Here is an 18,578-nt window from a genome sequence, read left to right on the forward strand (position 1 = left end):
CCAGCACCTCGTGGATGGACAACGCGCCCTGGCCGGTCTCCTGGCTGACGGGTACTACCGCCTCGACCCCGCCTTCCCGGACGCCGCGGTCACCCGCGGCGGTCCAGTGGCTTCCCCGCTCGCGCGGGGGGTGGGGCCGGACTTCCCGATCACAGTGGCGAGGGCCGCGCCGGCTTCGCACCGGCTTCCCGTACACCAAGGCCCTGCGACACTAGTGCGTTGACCAGGTACATCACAACCACGCGGGCCGGGGGGTGTCCCGTCGACCAGGCGGGGCTCCCGGCGCCCGGCATGATCGACGAGACACCCCTACCGCTTGCGGTAGCCGTACGCCTCCGAGGCCGCCGCCTCCACCGCGTCGAGGTCGCCGCCCGCCGCCGCGGTCACCACGGCCGCCACCGCGCCCTCCACGAACGGCGCGTCCAGCAGCCGCGTCCCCGCCGGCAGTTCCCCGTCCTCCTCCAGCAGCGCCTTCACCGTCAGGACGGCGCTGCCCAGATCCACCAGGACCGCCACGCCGGCGCCGCCGTCGGCCTCCCGCGCCGCCCGCGCGACGAGCTCGGCGCTGGTCCCGAACCCGCCGTCCGGCCCGCCGCCGGCAGCCGCCACCGGTACCCCGCCGGCGCCCCCGGCCAGCCCCCGGGCGAGGTCGGCGACGGCCCGCGCGACCGGGGCGCTGTGCGAGACGAGCACGACGCCCACGGGCGCCCCCGCCCGGCTCCCGCCCGTCCCGCCCTGGGGCGTTCCCGCCCCGCTCACGCCGTCGCCCCCGTGGCGTCGGCGAGCGCCGCGAAGAGCAGCGCGGCCGACGCGGCGCCCGGGTCCCGGTGCCCCACCGACCGCTCGCCGAGGTAACTGGCCCGCCCCTTGCGGGCGCGCATCGCGACGGTCGCCTCCGCGCCCTCCGCGGCGGCCCGCGTGGCCGCCGCGACGGCGTCCGGCCGGTCCTGCCCGAGCACGGCGACGGCCGGCTCCAGCGCGTCCAGCATCGTCTTGTCCCCGGCCCGCGCCCCGCCGAGCCGGGCCACCGCCGCGACACCGGCGCCCAGCGCCTGCGCCAGCCGCGCGGGGGCCACCTGCGGCTCGTCGCCCAGCTCCTTGCCGGCGCCGCGCAGCAGCGTGCCGTACAGCGGCCCCGACGCCCCGCCCACCGTGGAGATCAACCGCCGCCCGGCCAGCACCAGTACCGCGCCGGGCGTCGCCGGGGGCTCCTCCTCCAGCGCGGCCGCCACCGCCGTGAAGCCGCGCCGCAGGTTGACCCCGTGGTCGGCGTCGCCGATCGCGGAGTCCAGCTCGGTGAGGAGGTCGGCGTCCCGGTCCACGGCAGCCGCCACCGCGGCCATCCACCGCAGGAACGTCCCGGCGTCCAGCACCGCGCTCACCACCCCCACCGCAGCGCCGGCGTCCGCACCGGCGCGTCCCACAGCCGCAGCAGCTCCTCGTCCGCCCGGCACAGCGTCACCGAGGCGCCGGCCATGTCGAGCGACGTGACGTAGTTGCCGACGAGCGTCCGGGCCACCGGCACCCCGCGCTCGGCCAGCACCCGGTGCACCTCGGCGCCGAACCCGTACAGCTCCAGCAGCGGCGTCCCGCCCATGCCGTTGACCAGCAGCAGCACCGGGCCCGACGGCCCCAGGTCGTCGAGGACGGCGTCCACCGCGACGTCGGCGATCTCCCGCGACGTCATCATCGGGCGCCGCTCGCGCCCCGGTTCGCCGTGGATCCCGACGCCCAGCTCCAGCTCCCCGGGCGGCAGGTCGAAGGTGGGGCCGCCCTTCGCGGGCGTGCTGCACGCGCTCAAGGCCACACCGAAGCTGCGCGACGCGGCGTTCACCCGGCGCGCCACCGACGCGACCCGCTCCAGCGGCGCGCCCTCCTCGGCGGCGGCGCCGGCGATCTTCTCCACGAACAGCGTCGCCCCCGTCCCGCGCCGCCCGGCCGTGTACAGGCTGTCGGAGACGGCCACGTCGTCGTCGACGAGCACCCGGGCCACCTGCACGCCCTCGTCCTCGGCGAGCTCCGCCGCCATGTCGAAGTTGAGCACGTCACCCGTGTAGTTCTTCACCACGAACAGCACGCCGGCGCCGCTGTCCACCGCGGCAGCGGCCCGCACGATCTGGTCGGGCACCGGCGAGGTGAACACCTCGCCCGCGCACGCGGCGGAGAGCATCCCCGGGCCGACGAACCCCGCGTGCAGCGGCTCGTGCCCCGACCCGCCGCCCGACACCAGGGCGACCTTCCCCGCGACCGGCGCGTCGCGGCGGACCACCACCCCGTTCCCGACGTCGACGGTGAGTTCCGGATGCGCCGCCGCGAAGCCCCGCAGGGCGTCGGCGACGACGGTCTCGGGCACGTTGATCAGCATCCTCACGGCTACTCCTCACGAGACGTACCCGCACAGTACCCACAAGGGAGGCGCGGCTCTCAGTAGTCGCGCCACTCGTGCCGCGCGTACTCCAGCACCGCCGGGTCCATGAGGGTGCTGGGCCGGGCCTCGACGGGGCGGCGGTCGCGCGGGAAGACCGTCGCCGCCTGAAGCACGGCGCCGTCCAGGAAGCGCAGCGGCGGCGCGTCCGGGGCGAGCCGCGGCGCCGGCGGCGGCCCGCCCGCGCCCGGGACGGCGAGGACGAAGCCCCAGTTGCCGAAGCTCGGCACGTCCACCTGGTACGCGGTCGTCGCGTACCCGGCCTCCCGGATCGTCGCGGCGACCGACCAGTACGTCCGGGGCGCGAAGAAGGGCGACCCGGCCTGCACCACCACCCGGGCCTCGGGCTCCAGGGCCCGGCCGAGGAGGTGGTAGAACTCCACGCTGTACAGCTTCGCCAGCGCGGCGGTGTCCGGGTCGGGGAAGTCGACGACCACCGCGTCGTAGCGCCGCCCCGGGTCGCGGAGCCAGGTGAACGCGTCGGCGTTGACGACGGTCACCCGCGGGTCCTCCAGGGCGCGCCGGTTGAGGTCGACCAGGGGGGCGAAGGTGCGGGCGAGGCGGGTCACCGCCGGGTCGAGGTCCACGAGCGTCACCTGCGAGACGTCGTCGTAGCGCAGCACCTCCCGCAGGGCCAGGGCGTCGCCGCCGCCCAGCACCAGCACGGACGCCCGTTTCCCGGAGAGCGCGGGGTGGACCAGGGCCTCGTGGTACCGGTACTCGTCGACGGACGAGAACTGGAGGTCGCCGTCGAGGAACAGCCGCGTGTCCGGAGCCCCGGTGAACGCCGTCGACCGGGTCACGACGACGTCCTGGTACGGCGTCGTCTCGGCGTGCACGATCGGATCACGGTACAGCTGCTGGCGCGCGGTGACCTCGATGTCGTCGGCGAGGACGTACACCGTTCCCAGCACGGCGAGGACCGCGCCCACCCCGGCGAGCAGCCCCGCCCGCACGGCGCGGCGGGTCTCCCGTCGGAAGATCCACAGCACGACGCCGCCGCCGGCCACGGCGTTCACCGCGCCGACCACCAGGGCGCCCTTCAGCTGCCCGAAGACCGGCAGGAGCAGCAGCGGGAAGCACAGGCCGCCGACGAGTGCCCCGACGTAGTCCGCGGCGAACAGGTCGGCCACGGCGCTGCCCGCCTCCTGCCGCCGGATCCGCTGGAGCAGTGTCATCAGCAGCGGTATCTCCGCGCCGATGAGCAGGCCGACGACGAACGACACCACGACCATGGCCGGCATGTAGATCCGCAGCCACGAGAACGCCACGTACAGCAGGAGGACGGAGAGGCCGCCGACGAGCCCCAACACCAGCTCCACCAGGGCGAACGCCCCGACGGCGCGCCGTTGGAGCGGTTTGGCGGCCAGCGAGCCGACGCCCATGGCGAAGACCATGACGGAGATGACCACGGAGGTCTGCATCACGGAGTTGCCGATGAGGTGGCTGCCGAGGGCGGTCAGCGCGAGCTCGTAGACCAGTCCGCAGGCGGCGCAGACGAACACCGCGAGGAGCAGCAGCACCCGGGTGCCCCGCGGGTGGAGCGCCGGCGGGGCCGGGGCGGTGGTGGCGGTCATGGCGGGCCGGTCAGGAGACGGCGGCGCCGACCATGAAGGCCGTACCGAGGTACAGGGCCGCCTGGACCCAGGCGGCGGGGTGGGGGCGGCCGTCCTGGTCGTCGAGGACGGCCGCGCCGAGCCGGCCCGGCGTCAGCACGCCGACGACCAGCGAGGCCAGCGTCATGACGACGACCCCGGCCAGCCCGTACAGCAGGGTGCTGAACAGCCCCATGACCAGGCCGAGTTCGGATTCGCTGGCCCGGATCGACTGCTCGATGACGAGACCGACGGCGAGGGTCTGACCGGCGAGGATCACCGCGGCGCCGCGGTTGCGCTCGGTCCACACCACGTGGAAGAGCTTGCCGGGGGTCACCCAGTCGAGCGCGACGAAGCCGGCCGCCATCACGGCGAAGCCGACCAGGCCGTACAGCACGGCCGTGCCGGCCGACTCGAGGATCTCTGCCACGGGGGTTGCCTTTCGGGGACGTCGTCGGGGGTCGCGGGCGCGCGGGCGGGCGCGCGGGTCACTTGCCGGAGCCGGGCCCGCCGCCCCGGAAGCCGGCGCCGTCGGGGTCGGGCCACACCCTCCCGAGGTGCGACTTCCAGCGGCGGTAGCCGGTCCGGTAGTCGGCGACCTCGATCCGGCTGCCGGCCAGGTGCGGGCTGATGGCGACGATGTCGTCGCGGTAGCGCAGGAACACCCGGTCGCCGGAGTCGAACCGGGCGGTGGCGCCGGCGTGGCCGTCGATCTCCCGGGCCACCGTCGCCGGCGCGTCCCGGGGGTCGTGGCGGTCGGCGCCGAGGGCCCGGTACTGGCGGCTGATCCAGCCCGACGGCACGGTGTCGCCGTCCCCGTCGTCGGGGGCGCCGCCGCACCCGCCCAGGGCGGCCGCGACCAGCAGGAGCGCGCAGGCGCGTCGGACGGTCCTCATCGTGCCTCCAGCCGGGAGCGGGTCGCCACGATCCGGCGGCTCCCCGGGTACGTGTGCCAGGTGCGCCAGGTCAGCGCGCTGCCGTCGGTGTCGACGGTCAGCGCGGTGACCGCGTCGGCGGAGCCGGGGAACAGGCCGTACAGGGCCCGCGGGTGGGCGTCGGCCCGCTCCCGTATGCGCGCCACCTCCGCGCCGAACGCGGCGGGGTCCAGGGTGCTGGTACGGGCGCCGAAGGAGTAGCGCCGGCCGGCGAAGTCCCGCGCCGCGCTCTCCGGCAGCCCCCGCGCGGAGCCCGGCAGGCAGGCGACGGTCTCGCGGACCGGGCCGGCGAACACCTGGTGCGAGGCGCCCAGGAGGCGCAGGCGCACGTCGACCCCGCCGACGGTGAGGGTGCGCTCGGCCAGGGCCCGGCGGGCGGGGTGCCCCAGGGTGAAGGCGAGTTGGTCGGCGTCGGTGTCCAGGTAGGGGGTGTCCAGGACTATGCCGTTCATGATCCCCCGAGAGCCGTACCGCACCTGAGCGCCGCCGAGTATGGCACAGGGCGCGGGGGCCGCCGCGCCGGGGAGCGCGGTCCGGCCGCACGGGGGAGCGGGGTCCGGAGGCACGGGGGAGAGGCCGGACCGCACGGGTGCGGCCCCGACCGCACGGGAGGCGGCGCACAGCGGCCGGCCGCGGCACGGTGGCCGCGGCCGGCGGGCGGGGGGACCCCTCTCACGGTCAGCCGGCCGAAGCCGGCCGTCCGCGTCCGGTCGGCCGGCCGGGCACTCCCCGGCCCGCCGGACGCGTCGCTCGTCGGCCCGGACCCGAGCGCGGGGGGCGTCGCGTCCGGCCGGTGGGCCTTACCCCCGGGGCTCGGGTGGTCCGGGGCGTGCGGCCGGTGCGGGGGCCGGGAAGTCGACCGTCGCGTCCCGCAGATCGAGGAAGGGCAGCTTCGCCGCGGCCGTACCGACCCCGTGGGCTCCCGCGAGGCCCTCCACGAGCGCGCCCGGCACGAGCGACCCCATGGTCACCGCCCGGTGGGCGACCGCGCCGGCGCGGGCCGCAGCGGGTGACGGTCCGGCCGGTACGGGCGGCCGCCGGCCGGCGGCGCCCTGCGGGCGGGGCGCCGTCCGGGCCGACGTGCCCAGGCCCGTGGGCCCGGTCGGCAGCCGGTGCGCGGCCGGCGGCGCGGTCGCCGGGTCCGGCGGGCCCGGCGGGTTCGGCGGGGCGACGTGGGCCGCCGGACCCGCGAGCGGCGCTCCGGCCGGCCCGGCCGTGTCGCGCGCGGCCGGTGCGGCGGACGTCCGGGAGGGCAGTGTCACCGCTCAGCCCTCCCGCAGCCGTGCCGCCGCCGGGGCGGGGCGCTCACGCACGCGGCCTGACCTCGACGTTCTCGAGGATCCCGATCGCGTCCGGGACCAGCACCGCGGCCGAGTAGTAGGTGCTGACCAGGTACGAGATGAGGGCCCGCTCGTCGATGCCCATGAAGCGCACGTTGAGGCCGGGCTCGTACTCGTCGGGCAGCCCCGTCTGGAACAGGCCGATGACGCCCTCGTTGTCCTCGCCGGTACGCATCGCGAAGATCGACGACGTGTGGTGCTCGCTGATCGGGATCTTGTTGCACGGCAGGATGGGAATGCCCCGCCAGGCCGGGATGTGGTGGCCGTCGACGTCGGCGCTGCCGATGTACAGGCCGCGCTTGTTGCACTCCTTGCCGAACGCGGCGATGGCGCGCGGGTGGGCGAAGATGAACTGGGTGCCGCGCCGCATGCTGATCAGGTCGTCCATGTCGTCCGGCGTGGGCGGCCCGTCCGGGGTCTGGATGCGCTGGCCGTAGTCGGTGTTGGCGAGCAGGCCGAAGTCCGGGTTGTTGACCAGCTCGTGCTCCTGGCGCTCGCGCAGGGCCTCGATGGTCAGCCGCAGCTGCTGCTCCGTCTGGTTCATCGGCTTGTTGTAGAGGTCCGCGACCCTGGTGTGGATCTTCAGCACCGTCTGGGCGACGCTCAGCTCGTACTCGCGGGGCGCCGACTCGTAGTCCACGTACGTGGTGGGCAGGGGCGGCTCGCCCTCGTGGCCGGAGAGGAAGTCGATCGCCTTCTCGCCGTACTTGTTGGTCTTGTGGCCGTTCGCGGTCATCCCCTGCACGTGGTCGCGCAGGACCTCGTACTGGTCGGCCACCGCCTTGTACGCGGACTGGCTGAGGGCGAGCACCGTCGTCGAGGTCAGCGCGCGGACCGTGAACTCCCAGGTGCCGCCGGAGCCGGCCATCATCCGGCCGCCGAAGGAGTCGCCGTCGGCGAGCATCCCGAGGCGGGACTCCTGCTGGTCGTACTTGCTGCGGCCGACCTTCTCGACCTTGCCGTGCGCGATGAGGAAGACCTGGTCGGCCTTGCGCCCGGCCTCGACGATCAGCTGGCCCGGCTGGTACTCCTTCTGCGTGAACTTGGCGGCGAGGGCGGTGAGCGCCTCGTCGTCGTCGAAGCCGTTCAGCAGGGGCAGTTCGGCCAGTTCGGCGGGGACGACCTGCACCTTGGAACCGGTCTGGACGAACGTGACCCGGCCGTCGCCCACGGCGTAGGACAGCCGGCGGTTGACCCGGTAGGTGCCGCCGGGGATGTGGACCCACGGGAGCTTCCGCAGCAGCCAGCGGGAGCTGATCTCCTGCATCTGCGGGCGGGACTTGGTGGTCGTCGCGAGGTTCCGGGCCGCGTGGGTGCTGAGGCTGAGCCGGTCCTCGTCCGTCATCCGGCTCTCCGTCGCCCGGACCGTGCGCGTCTCGACAGACATGAATGCCCTTCGGCTGGGGTGGCGGGCGGCGTGCGCCCGCCTCGATCACTGTCGGCACCCAGAAGTAACGGAAAGTGGTGGTCGAGCGTTCGAGACACGCACGCGGGCTTGGCCCGCGTCGGGTGGCGGGAGCAGGTGCGATCGACGCGCGCCGATCGAGTGCGCCCCAAGTGCGCCCCCCGATCGTGGGCTGCCGGAACGATTCGTCGGTGGGTGGTGCCAGGGGGGCTGTCCCGTTCCGCTGTTGTGCGTTGCGTTCCGTCAGCTTCTTGCCGGAATGTGGGGCTTCATGCCGGTTGTCCGTGATTCGGGGGTGCCGAGACGCCCGCCCCCCGTCCGGGGGCTTCCCGCTTGCCCGTTGACCGGCCGTCACACCGGGCGGTTGGCCGGTGTCGGGCCTCGCGGCGGCGGCCGGTACCCTCGCCCGGTCCGGCCGCGGCGGGGGCGACGGGGCGGGAAAGCGCCTGGTGCGCGGAGCCCTGGGTGGAGGTGCCCCCTCCCTCCACCACCCCCCGTCCGGGGGTGACAAGGGTTTTCCCCGTATCGGCTTCATGGCGCGTTTCCCTACTGTTCCGGCACCGGCGGTTCCCCCTTCTGGCACGTGAATGTCAGGTGCATGTAACCCCATGCATGCGACCCGGGGGCCCCACCGGTGACGGCCCCGATGGCGAGGCCGTCGCGCCGGCGGCGGCGCGGGGGCGTACCCGGCCCCAGGGACTGTGGAGGCACCCCACAAGCAGCCAGAGTCCCGCGCCGCCGCCCGCGCTCCGCACCGTCAGCTGCTCCGGGAGTCGCCGGAGACGCCCCTTGAAAGGGAACACCTTGAACGGTTCCAGGCGGAGACTCATATCCGTCGTGGCAGCGAGTGCCACGATCCTCGGCGTCACGGCCACCTCGGCGGTGGCGCTCGCCGTGGAGGCCACCCCCTCCCCGAAGCCGGCCGCGCCGGCCTCGCAGGCCATGAACCCGGCCGCCACCACGCCGACGGCGCCCGTCGAGAAGGTCATCGTGACCTACAAGGCGCGCACGGCGGAGGCCACCTCGAACGCCGCCGCGAAGACCGACACCGCCGAGAAGGCCGCCGAGACCGGCGAGCGCCTCTCCTTCGAGCGCCGCCTCGCCGACGGCGGCGCGCTGGTCGACCTCGGTGCCACGCCGACCCGGCAGGACGTCGCCGAGGTCATGGACGCCTTCCGCGCCGACCCGGCCGTCGCCTCCGTCGAGGCCGACATCCGCGCCTACCCGATGGCCGTCACCCCCAACGACACCGACTACGCCAAGCAGTGGGACCTCTTCGAGCCCACCGGCGGCATGAACGTGCCCGGCGCCTGGGACAAGACCACCGGCAGCGGCGTCACCGTCGCCGTCATCGACACCGGCTACGCGGCCCACTCGGACCTGGCCGCCAACACGGTCGCCGGTTACGACTTCATCTCCACCTCGGCCGACGCCCGCGACGGCAACGGCCGCGACGCCGACCCCAAGGACGAGGGCGACTGGAACGCCACCGACGGCGAGTGCGGCACCGGCTCCCGCGCGAGCAACTCCTCCTGGCACGGCACGCACGTCGCGGGCACCATCGGCGCCGTGACGAACAACGCCAAGGGCATCGCCGGCATCGCGTACGGGTCGAAGGTCCAGCACGTCCGCGTGCTCGGCAAGTGCGGCGGCTCGTCCTCGGACATCGCCGACGCGATCACCTGGGCCTCCGGCGGCAGCGTCCCCGGCATCCCGGCGAACCCGAACCCGGCCAAGGTCCTCAACCTGAGCCTCGGCGGCGCCAGCGCGACCTGCCCGACCGTCTACAAGAACGCCATCGACGGGGCGGTCGCACGGGGGGCGACCGTCGTCGTCGCCGCCGGCAACAGCAACGCCAACGCGTCCGGCTTCACCCCCGCCAACTGCGCGAACGTCATCAACGTGGCGTCCACCAGCCGCGAGGGCAACCGCTCGTACTACTCGAACTTCGGCACCGTCGTCGACGTCTCCGCGCCCGGCGGTGAGACCCGCCGCGCCACCGACACGCCCGGCACCGTCACCACCCCCGAGAACGGCATCCTCTCCACGCTGAACTCCGGCACGACCGGGCAGTCGCTGGAGAACTACAAGCCCTACCAGGGCACCTCCATGGCCGCCCCGCACATCGCCGGGCTCGCCGCGCTGCTCAAGTCGGCCAAGTCGACCCTGACCCCGGCCCAGATCGAGTCCGCGATCAAGAGCAACGCCCGCCCGCTCCCCGGCACCTGCTCCGGCGGCTGCGGCACCGGCATCGCCGACGCCGCGAAGACGGTCGCGGCCGTCACCGGCGGCTCCACCACCCCCGGCGGCGCCACCTTCACCAACGCCGCCAACGTGACGATCTCCGACAACGCCACCGTCACCTCCCCGATCGCCGTCACCGGCGTCGCCGGCAACGCCCCCGCCGCCCTCAAGGTGGACGTGGACATCAAGCACACCTGGCGCGGCGACCTGGTCATCGACCTCGTCGCCCCGGACGGCAGCGCCTACCGGCTCAAGGGCTCCAGCGGCGACGACTCCGCGGACAACGTCCTCGCCACCTACACCGTCGACGCCTCCTCCGAGGTCGCGGCCGGCACCTGGAAGCTCCAGGTCCGCGACGTGGCCACGGGTGACACCGGCTACATCGACTCCTGGAGTCTCACCTTCTGAGACCCGGCCCGTACCCGCATCACCGCAGGTCACAACCGCGCCCCCGGCTTCCCGCCGGGGGCGCGCCCGGTTCTGTGAGCGGTGCCCGCCGTCCACATGCCGGACACCGGCCCTGGACTCCCGGCCCCTACTTCGTATCCTCACAGGGCGCGGGCAGGGGGCCCGCCGCGTGCGGGCGGGGCCCACGCGCCGGAGGGTGGTGGTGGCACATGAGGACGACGCCGTACCCCGCCGCGCCGGTCGGGCGGGCACACCTCCTCGACCGCCTCGACCGCACCCTGCACACCCGGGGCCGCGCCGTCCTCACCGGACCGGCCGGCGTCGGCAAGACCGAGGTCGCCCAGGCGGCCGCCGCCGAGGCGGCGGCCCGCGGCGAGACGGTCCTGTGGCTCGCCCCGCAACCCGCCGACCGGAACATGCCCGGCGCCGCCGCCGCCGCGCTCGTCGCCTCCGTGCCGCCCTCCGCGCTCGACGGCCTGCCCGGACCCCAGCGCGCCGCCGTCGCGGTGCTCTGCCGCGAGGCCGCCGCCCCGGACGCCGGCCGGGACCCCATCGCCCTGCGCCTCGGCCTCTCCCGCGTCCTGCGCACCCTCACCGACAAGGGCCCGGTGCTCCTCGTCGTCGACGACACCCGCCACGTCGACCCCGACAGCGCGGACCTCCTCCGCTTCGCCCTCCACCTCGCCCCGCCGGGACTGCGCGTCCTCGCCGTCGAGACGCCCGCCCCCTACGGCCCCGACGCGCCCTACGGCGACGCGGGCGGCCCGTGGCGGGACCAGGCCGCCGGCGGCGCCGACCCCGAGACCGCCGCCGACGGGACGCCCGCCGCCCTGTGGGTGCCCTCCGAGGCGGACGTCCTGCTCGTCCCGCCCCTCCAGGCGGACGAGATCGCCGAGCTGCTCGTCCACCACCGCCTCGCCTCCCGCATGGCGGGGCGCATCCACAAGGCGAGCGGCGGCAACCCCCGCCTCGCCCTCGCCGTCGGCCGCTCCCTCGCCGACTCCCGCACCCCGGTGCACCACGCCGAGGCGCTGCCCCTCTCGGGGCGCGCCCGCGACCTCGCCCGGCGCATGCTCGCCCCCGCACCGCCGCCGGTACGCGCCGCGCTGCTGCTCGCCGCGCTCGCGCTGCGCCCCACGGCCGCCCTGGTGCGGCGGGCCGGCCGGCCGACGGCCGAGGCGGAACTCGCCGCCGCCGAACGCGCCGGGCTGGTCGCCCTCACCGAGGACGGCGCCGTCACCTTCACCGCCGGCCTGCTCCCCACCACCCTCGTCCACGACACCTGCTGGACCGAGCGCAGCGAGGCGCACACCGCCCTCGCCCGCGTGGTCGACGACCCGGTCGAGGCGGTGCGCCACCGGGCCCTCGCCACCGACGTGCCCGACGAGCGGCTCGCCGCGGAGGTCGCCGCCGCGGTGGAGACCGTACGGCGCCGCGGCAACAGCGCCCTCGCCGCCGAGCTGGCCCTGCTCGCCGCCGAGTCCACCCCCGTCGACCTCGGCCCCCGCCGCATCGCGCGGCTCGCCGACGCCGCCGAGGAGGCCGCCCGCGCCGCCCGCGCGGACCTCGCCGTGCGCGCCGCCGCCGACCTGCTCGCCCGCGACGCCTCCCCGCAGGACCGGGTACGGGCACGCCTCGCCGTCCTCGACACCGCCGGGCAGGGCCTCACCGACCTCGACGAGCTCTACGTGCACGCCATGGAGGACTCCGAGGACCACCCCGCGCTCCGGGCGGCCGTGCAGCTGCGCCTGGCCGTCAAGCACGTCCTCGCCGACGGCGACCCGGTCCGCGCCCGCGCCGCCGCCGTCGAGTCCGCCGCGCTCGCCGGCTCCGTGGGCGACCGGCACACCGCGGCGCGCGCCCTCACCCAGCAGGCCCGCATGGACCGCGTCCTCGGTTCGCCCGACGCCGAGCGGACCCTCGCCGAGGCCCGGGCCCTGGAGACGGCCGACCGGCCCCTCGGCGTGCACAACGCCGCACAGATCCTCACCATCCGGCACGCCCTCTTCGACGACCGGCTCACCGAGGCCCGCGACCGGATCAACGCCCTGCTGCCGCTGGTCGAGCGGCGCGGCCCGGTCGAGGACCGGATCGAGCTGCTCCACACCCTCGCCGCCGTCGAGGCCCGCCGCGGACAGTGCGCCGCCGCCCTCCAGCACGCCCACCGGTCCCTCGCCCTCACCCTGGAGGCGGGGCTGTCGCCCGGCCCCGCCTGGTACACCCTCGCCCTCGCCGAGACCGCGGGCGGCTCCTTCGCCCGCGCGGCGAGCTACGCGCGGCGCAGCGCCCAGGCGTCGGAGGAGGAGGGCGACCACGTCTTCCTCTCGCGCAGCCTGTACGCGCTCGGCCGGGTCCAGCTGGTCACCGGCGACGTCGCCGGCGCGCTGGAGACCCTGCGGCGGGTGCGGGAGGGCGAGCGGGCGCAGGGGAGCGTCGACCCGTCGATGCTGCGCTGGCACGAGGAGCTGGCCGAGGCGCTGCTCGCCCACGACGCCCGGGAGGAGGCCGAATCGCTCCTCGCCGACGTCGGCCCGGTCGCCGAACGCCTCGGCCGCACCACGGTGCTGCTGGGCTGTGACCGCGCCTACGCCCAGTGCCTCGCCGCGGGCGGGAAGTCGGAGGAGGCGGCCGGTCTGCTGGCGGAGACGGCGGAGCGGTTCGGCGCGCTCGGGCTGGTCCTGGAGCAGGGGCGCTGCCTGATCGCCCTGGCGCGGGTGGAGCGCCGGCGCCGCAGGCGCTCCGCCGCCCAGCAGGCGCTGCACGCCGCGGCCGCCGTCTTCGAACGGGCCGGGGCGGCGCCCTGGCTCGACCTGGTGGCGGAGAGCCCCACCCGGACCGAGGCGGTCGCGGCGGGGGACGGCGCCCTGGCGCGGCTCACGGAGGCCGAGGTGCGCCTGGCGCGGATGGTGGGGCAGGGGGCGAGCAACCAGGAGGCCGCCGCCCGGCTGTACCTCAGCGTCAAGACCGTCGAGGCGCGGCTGACCCGGATCTACCAGAAGCTCGACGTCCGGTCCCGGGCGCAGCTGGCGACGGTCATCAACACCGGCCCGGCGCCCCGGCCGGGCGCCGCCGCGGCGGGCGACGAGGCGGGCTGACCCGAATCGGCCCGGACCCGACCAGGCCCGGACCCGACCTGACTCGGCCCGGACACGGCTCCGCCGCGCGGCACCGGGGTGCGGCGCGGCGGAAGGGCGTCTCAGTGCTGTACGGTCTCGCCGCCCGCGTGGGCGGTGGAGCCGGCGTTGTCGTCCGTGGCGCCCTCCATCAGGGAGTTGACGGTGTCCGTGCCGAGCAGGGAGCCCGGGTCGGGCAGGGCGCTGCCGCCGACGACGGCGTGCGAGGAGGGGGTGACGAGGGCGGTGACGACTCCGGCGGCCAGGGACGCCACGGCGAGCATGCTGCGCTTCTTCATGCCCAGAACAACTGCCGAGGCGCCCGGGGGTCACGGGCGGGACACGGAGAAATTCAGCGTTCCGCCGCGCCCCGCGCCCGCCGCACCCGCTGTGCCCCGGGCGGCCGTGGCCGGGGGCCCGCCGGCGCCGGGGGCCCGCCGGCGGCGGCCCCGGCTCAGGCACCCGGGGCGGCGGCGCCCGGGCCCATTCCGTCTTCGGTTCCGGTGTCCGTCTCCGTCCCCGTCTCGGTGGCGGGGTCGGTGGCGGTGCGCTCGGACGGCGAACCCGGGCTGCTGGGCGGCGCGTCCGGGGGCGGGGCGTCCGGGGACGCGGTATCGCCGGGGCTCTCCGGGGGCCTCGGCTCGTCCGGCGCGTCAGGGGGCGGCGGTTCGGGCGACACCGGCGGCTTCGACGTCGGCGGGGACGTCGGAGGCGAGGCCGGCGGTGACGTGGGCGGTGACGACGGCGGCTCGGGGCTCGGCGACCGGCTGGTGACACCCTGGTGCGGGCGTTCGGCGCGCTTGCCGGTCCGCACGTCCACGAGGGTGAACGTGGGCACGGGTGTCGGCGCCGGCACGACGACGACGATCTCCTCCTGCTGGAAGCCGGGCCACGTCTTCCCCTGGACCTTCTCAGGCCGCTGGACACGGGGCCGGTCGAGCGGGTTCCCGCAGGCGCAGCGCACCCGTGGGACGCCGTACTCGTCGATGAGCACGGCCGTACCGGCCTGGAGGACCGCCTGGTAGGGCCGGGCCCTGCCGTCCCGGTAGCCGTGGTTGGTGACCAGGGTGTCCAACCGCAGCTGCACCGACGTCAGTCCGCGCAGATGGTCGGGGAGGGCCTGCGGGGCCACGTCGAGCACCGAGGCGAACGCGCGGGTCTTGGCGGGGTCGGAGGCCAGGTACGAGATCTGCCGTTCCACGTCGCAGGCCGCGCGGTCGCCGCTGCCGCCGTACAGCTCGGGGGCCGACCCCGCGTACTGGTGGCGCTGCTGCGTCGGCAGCCGCTCGACGCCGCGGTCGGCCGTCGAGGTGCTGGGGGTCCAGCTGTCGGGCGCCCGGTAGGAGACGCTCTCGGCGTTGACGGCGGCCTGCGCCTGGTCGGGGCGCGACAGCACGACGGCCAGCGCGACCGCGGCGACGACGACGCCCGCCAGGGAGGCCACCACCGGGACGGACCGCCACCAGGGACGGCCGCCCCGGCCGCCTCCGGGACCGCCCCCCGTGCCCCCGCCGTCGCCACCGCCACCGCCGCCGCGGCCGCCCGTGGGCGGTGGCGGCGGGGCGGGGGGCTGCTCGGGGCCGGAGGGCTCGGGCTTGGGGTGGGAGAGCGGACCCGACGGGGGACCCGTGGGGCGGCCGGACGCGGGGTCGGAAGTCACATTCGTCCCTTTCTTCCTTTCCGCGCCATTGTGTGCCCCGTCCGGGTGCCGTCCGCAAGCCGAGCGCCCGGCGCGGGCCTAGCGTGACAGTGTGAGCAGCCAGCCAGCCGCCGAGCGCGGCACCCCGCCGGACGGCCCGCGCCGCGCGGCGCGCGGAGCGGGCGACGCGCTCGCGGCCGTGCTCGCCGCCGTCGCCGCCATGGCGGTCACCGCCGCCCTCGGCCTGTGGGCCGCCGGCGCGGCCGGCCTGCCGGGCGGCGCCTTCCCCAGGGTCGTCGCCGCGGTCGTGGTGATGGCGGCGGGCGGTGACGTCGAACTCGCGGGCGGCGCCGGCGACCTCGCCCGCACGGACGCCGAACTGACCGCGGTGCCGCTGTCCGTCTCCCTCGTCGGCGCCCTCGCCCTGGGCGCCGCGTTCGTGAGGCCGCTGCGCCACCGGGCCGTCGTCCCCGCGCGCGAACTCCTCGGCCGGTCGGCGGCCACGGTCGCCCTCTGGCTGGTCGCGCTGGCCGTGCTCGCCGCGGTGGCCCGGCACACCTTCACCGACCTCCTGCCGGCCGACTCGCCCGCCGACCTCTTCGGGGACCTCCTCGGCGCCTCGCCGACCATCGGCTTCCGCGCCGACACCGGCGTCACGCTCCTCTACGGCCTGCTCTGGGTGCTCGGCGTCCTCGCCGTGACGCTGCTGGTCTCCCGCCGGGCGCCGCTCCCGCCCCGGCTGGTGCGCTACCAGGAACCGGTGCGGCCGGCGGCGTCCGCGATGCTCTTCCTGCTCCTCGCGTACGTCCTCGCCGGCCTCGTCGCCGGGCTCGTCGTGGCCGCCACGCGCGGTCACGCGTCCGACACCCTCGCCGTGCTCCTCCTCGGCCTGCCCAACGTCGCGTGGCTCGCCCTCGGCCTGGGGATCGGCGGGTCCTGGGACGGCCGGGTCGACGGGCCCTTCGGCCTGCCCATGCCGCACGTCCTCGACCAGGTCCTGCGCGGCCCCCGGAACACCACCCTCGACGTGCGGGCGCTCGCGGCGCACGACGAGCGCGCCTGGTGGCTGCTGCCCGCGGCGGCGGTCCTCCTCCTCGCCGCCGGATGGGTGGCGGCGGTGCGCTCGCCCGCCCGCACCCGGTGGTGGCAGCACGCCCTGCGCCTCGCGGTGGCGTCCGCCCTCACCCTGCTGGTGGTGGCCCCGCTCACCCGGCTCGACGCGCGGCTCGGCCTGTCGGTGCTCGGCATCTTCGAGGTGGAGGACATCGGCGGCCACGTGGCCCTCCACCCGCACCTGTGGGCCCTCGCGGGCCTGGCCTTCCTGTGGGGCGGGGTCGCCGGGCTCCTCGGCGGGCTCCTCGCCTCCCGGGCACGCCACCACGGCGAGGTGGACCACCGCAGCGACCGCGCCTCCGGGTGACCGGCCCCGGCCCGCCTCCCGCCCGTCCGCCGGGGGCCTGCCGGCGCACCGCGCCGCTCACCGCGGCGGGCCACCGCCGCGGAAGACCGGCAGCGCCCACCGCGGTGGCGCCGGCGGCGGAGGCGGCGGCCCCGCGGGCGGCGCCCCGCCCGGTCGGCTCAGCGCCCGGCTCCCGCCGCCGCCCGCCCGCTCCAGCGCGACCTGCCGCAGCTCGGTCACGAACCGCAGGCACGAGGCGTACCGGTCGTCCGGCGCCTTCGCGAGGGCCTTGGCGAGCACGTCGTCCACCCCGGCCGGCAGCCCGGGCCGCTCCCCGCTCAGCGGTGGAGGCGGGTCGTACTGGTGCGCCCACAGCAGCGCCATGTCGTCGTCCCGGCGGAACGGCGGGGCGCCCGCCAGCGTCTCGTACACCACGCAGCCGAGGCTGTACACGTCGCAGCGGCCGTCGACCGGCCGCCCGGAGATCTGCTCCGGCGCCACGTAGTCGAGGGTCCCGACGAACTGGCCCACGCTGGTGAAGCCCGTCAGCGACAGCGACTTCTTCGTCAGGCCGAAGTCCGTGAGGTACACGTGTTCGGGCCGGTCGCTGTCGGTGCCCTCGGCGACGAGGACGTTGCCCGGTTTGACGTCCCGGTGCACCAGGTCGTGCGCGTGCGCCGCGTCCAGCGCGGACGCCACCTGCACCGCGATGCGCACCGCCACTGCCACGGGCAGCGGGCCCGCGCGGTCCAGCAGCGCCCGCAGGTCCTGTCCGGGGACGTACCGCATCGCGATGTACAGCAGCCCCTCCGTCTCGCCCGCCTCGAAGACCGGCACGATGTTCGGGTGGTCGATGGCGGCGGCCACCCGCGACTCGTGCGCGAACCGCCGGCGGAAGGTGTCGTTGCGCGCCAGCTCCGGGGCGAGGAGCTTCAGCGCCACCGTCCGGCCGAGCCGCAGGTCCGTCGCCCGGTACACCACGGCCATGCCGCCGCGGCCGATCTCGGCCTCGATCCGGTACTCGGCGACGCGCCGCCCCACCAGTCCCGAGGCCCGTCCGGCGGGCAACTCCTCGTGCGGGTCCATCAGCCGTCACCCGTCCCCGTGCGACCGCCCGCGCCCTTTCCCGCGTCCGGGGCGCGTCCGGGGGGCCGGTCCACCGCCCGGGTGGGCTCGGCGGCCGCCCGGTCCGCGGCGGGGCCCGGCCGGTCCGCCGGGTCCTCCGGGTCCGCCGGGTCCTCCGGGTCCGGCCGGTCCGCCGCCCGGTCGGCTCGGTCCCGTGCGTCCGGTCCGGGCGCGGGGGAGGCGCCCGGGCCGTGGGGGCCGGCCGGGCCGTGCCGCCCCTCCGGGCCGGTGCGGGTGCCCGGCGCGCCGCCCGTACCGCCCGGCCCGGTGATGCGGACCGGGCCGCCCGTACCTCCCGGCCCCTCGGGCAGCGGCACGACCTGCGTCGGCTCGGGTGCGGCGGGGGGCGCCGCCGGGCCGGGCGTCACCACGCGGGTCGGCTCGTGCCCGGACCCTTCCCCGGCCGCCCGGTCCGCCGGCGCGCCCGCCCGCGGGGTCCCGCCCGGGGCACCGGCGTACTCGGCGAGTCGGGACCCGTCGCAGTACAGCCAGCGCTCGTGCCCGGCGTCGTACAGCCACATCGCCTCGCCGTCGACGACCACCCCGATCCGCAGCCCGCCTGTGTTCCGCCGGAACCGCTCGCCGTCCGACCTGCCCGCGGCCAGGTCCTCGACGGCCCGCCGGTACCGGCCCAGCGACTCCTCCGCGCGGGCCAGCAGCGGCCGCGGGTCGGCGGCCCGCGCGGTGTCGCGGGCCGCCGCCGGCGGGTCCTCCGGCACGGACACCAGCAGCCGCCCGTCCACCCACGCCGACCAGCCGTTGGCGCAGAGCACCCGCGCCCAGTCGCCCGTCCGCTCCAGCAGCCGCACCGGCAGGAAGGGGTCGAGCGGCACCGTCGGGCGGGCCGTGTCCGGCGACTCCCACGCCGCCATCCCGTGGCGCGGCACCACGTGCGTGGGGCGGAAGTCCGGTACGGCCGGCTCGTCGGCGGGGACGGCGGCTGAGGCCAT

The 18,578-nt window shown here is 76.6% G+C and carries 16 protein-coding genes and 1 riboswitch; of the genes, 3 read left to right on the forward strand and 13 right to left on the reverse strand.

Annotated elements, in window-relative coordinates:
• Positions 1–12 precede the first annotated feature (12 nt).
• Positions 13–243, reverse strand: a riboswitch (cobalamin riboswitch).
• A 66-nt stretch (positions 244–309) separates the two neighbouring features.
• From LPA54_RS09720 to LPA54_RS09760, 9 genes are all read right to left on the reverse strand, one after another.
• Positions 310–759: a PTS-dependent dihydroxyacetone kinase phosphotransferase subunit DhaM gene (locus LPA54_RS09720; RefSeq protein ID WP_228975845.1), complete on the reverse strand. Its 450-nt coding sequence runs from the start codon at positions 757–759 to the stop codon at positions 310–312.
• Positions 756–1,373, reverse strand: coding sequence for a dihydroxyacetone kinase subunit DhaL (gene dhaL, locus LPA54_RS09725; RefSeq protein ID WP_228975987.1), 618 nt, complete (start codon positions 1,371–1,373; stop codon positions 756–758). Before dhaL ends, LPA54_RS09720 begins: the two co-directional genes overlap by 4 nt.
• A gap of 5 nt (positions 1,374–1,378) precedes the next feature.
• The gene (gene dhaK, locus LPA54_RS09730; protein WP_228975989.1) at positions 1,379–2,365 is read right to left on the reverse strand and encodes a dihydroxyacetone kinase subunit DhaK; all 987 of its coding nucleotides are present in this window, start codon (positions 2,363–2,365) and stop codon (positions 1,379–1,381) included.
• A gap of 59 nt (positions 2,366–2,424) precedes the next feature.
• The gene (locus tag LPA54_RS09735; protein WP_228975847.1) at positions 2,425–4,002 is read right to left on the reverse strand and encodes a polyamine aminopropyltransferase; all 1,578 of its coding nucleotides are present in this window, start codon (positions 4,000–4,002) and stop codon (positions 2,425–2,427) included.
• Positions 4,003–4,012: 10 nt separating this feature from the next.
• Positions 4,013–4,450, reverse strand: coding sequence for a DUF350 domain-containing protein (locus LPA54_RS09740; RefSeq protein WP_228975849.1), 438 nt, complete (start codon positions 4,448–4,450; stop codon positions 4,013–4,015).
• Between the two features lie 58 nt (positions 4,451–4,508).
• Positions 4,509–4,916 (reverse strand): DUF4247 domain-containing protein, encoded by a 408-nt coding sequence (locus tag LPA54_RS09745; protein WP_228975851.1) that lies wholly within the window; start codon positions 4,914–4,916, stop codon positions 4,509–4,511.
• Complete coding sequence (locus LPA54_RS09750; protein ID WP_228975854.1) at positions 4,913–5,407, reverse strand: DUF2617 family protein; 495 nt, start codon at positions 5,405–5,407, stop codon at positions 4,913–4,915. Before LPA54_RS09750 ends, LPA54_RS09745 begins: the two co-directional genes overlap by 4 nt.
• A gap of 348 nt (positions 5,408–5,755) precedes the next feature.
• Positions 5,756–6,217, reverse strand: coding sequence for a hypothetical protein (locus LPA54_RS09755; RefSeq protein WP_228975857.1), 462 nt, complete (start codon positions 6,215–6,217; stop codon positions 5,756–5,758).
• Between the two features lie 43 nt (positions 6,218–6,260).
• Positions 6,261–7,682: a family 2B encapsulin nanocompartment shell protein gene (locus LPA54_RS09760; RefSeq protein ID WP_228975858.1), complete on the reverse strand. Its 1,422-nt coding sequence runs from the start codon at positions 7,680–7,682 to the stop codon at positions 6,261–6,263.
• Positions 7,683–8,537: 855 nt separating this feature from the next.
• Here LPA54_RS09760 and LPA54_RS09765 point away from each other — a divergent pair.
• Both LPA54_RS09765 and LPA54_RS09770 read left to right on the forward strand, forming a co-directional pair.
• Positions 8,538–10,352, forward strand: a complete 1,815-nt coding sequence (locus LPA54_RS09765; protein WP_228975860.1) for a S8 family serine peptidase — start codon at positions 8,538–8,540, stop codon at positions 10,350–10,352.
• Between the two features lie 209 nt (positions 10,353–10,561).
• On the forward strand, positions 10,562–13,447 hold the full coding sequence (locus tag LPA54_RS09770; protein ID WP_228975862.1) for a LuxR family transcriptional regulator: 2,886 nt from the start codon (positions 10,562–10,564) through the stop codon (positions 13,445–13,447).
• Between the two features lie 101 nt (positions 13,448–13,548).
• Here LPA54_RS09770 and LPA54_RS09775 read toward each other — a convergent pair whose 3' ends face one another.
• Both LPA54_RS09775 and LPA54_RS09780 read right to left on the reverse strand, forming a co-directional pair.
• On the reverse strand, positions 13,549–13,764 hold the full coding sequence (locus LPA54_RS09775; RefSeq protein ID WP_228975865.1) for a hypothetical protein: 216 nt from the start codon (positions 13,762–13,764) through the stop codon (positions 13,549–13,551).
• 155 nt (positions 13,765–13,919) lie between these two features.
• Positions 13,920–15,125, reverse strand: coding sequence for a DUF6777 domain-containing protein (locus LPA54_RS09780; RefSeq protein ID WP_228975866.1), 1,206 nt, complete (start codon positions 15,123–15,125; stop codon positions 13,920–13,922).
• Between the two features lie 91 nt (positions 15,126–15,216).
• On the opposite strand from LPA54_RS09780, the gene LPA54_RS09785 reads away from it, so the two are divergent.
• On the forward strand, positions 15,217–16,524 hold the full coding sequence (locus LPA54_RS09785; protein WP_228975867.1) for a streptophobe family protein: 1,308 nt from the start codon (positions 15,217–15,219) through the stop codon (positions 16,522–16,524).
• 57 nt (positions 16,525–16,581) lie between these two features.
• On the opposite strand, the gene LPA54_RS09790 is transcribed toward LPA54_RS09785, so the two are convergent.
• On the reverse strand, positions 16,582–17,589 hold the full coding sequence (locus LPA54_RS09790; RefSeq protein WP_228975869.1) for a serine/threonine-protein kinase: 1,008 nt from the start codon (positions 17,587–17,589) through the stop codon (positions 16,582–16,584).
• Positions 17,589–18,578, reverse strand: coding sequence for a hypothetical protein (locus LPA54_RS42635; protein WP_306806485.1), 990 nt, complete (start codon positions 18,576–18,578; stop codon positions 17,589–17,591). The genes LPA54_RS09790 and LPA54_RS42635 overlap by 1 nt, the downstream gene beginning before the upstream one ends.

This window comes from Streptomyces sp. DH12, assembly GCF_020873895.1.
Lineage (GTDB): Bacteria > Actinomycetota > Actinomycetes > Streptomycetales > Streptomycetaceae > Streptomyces.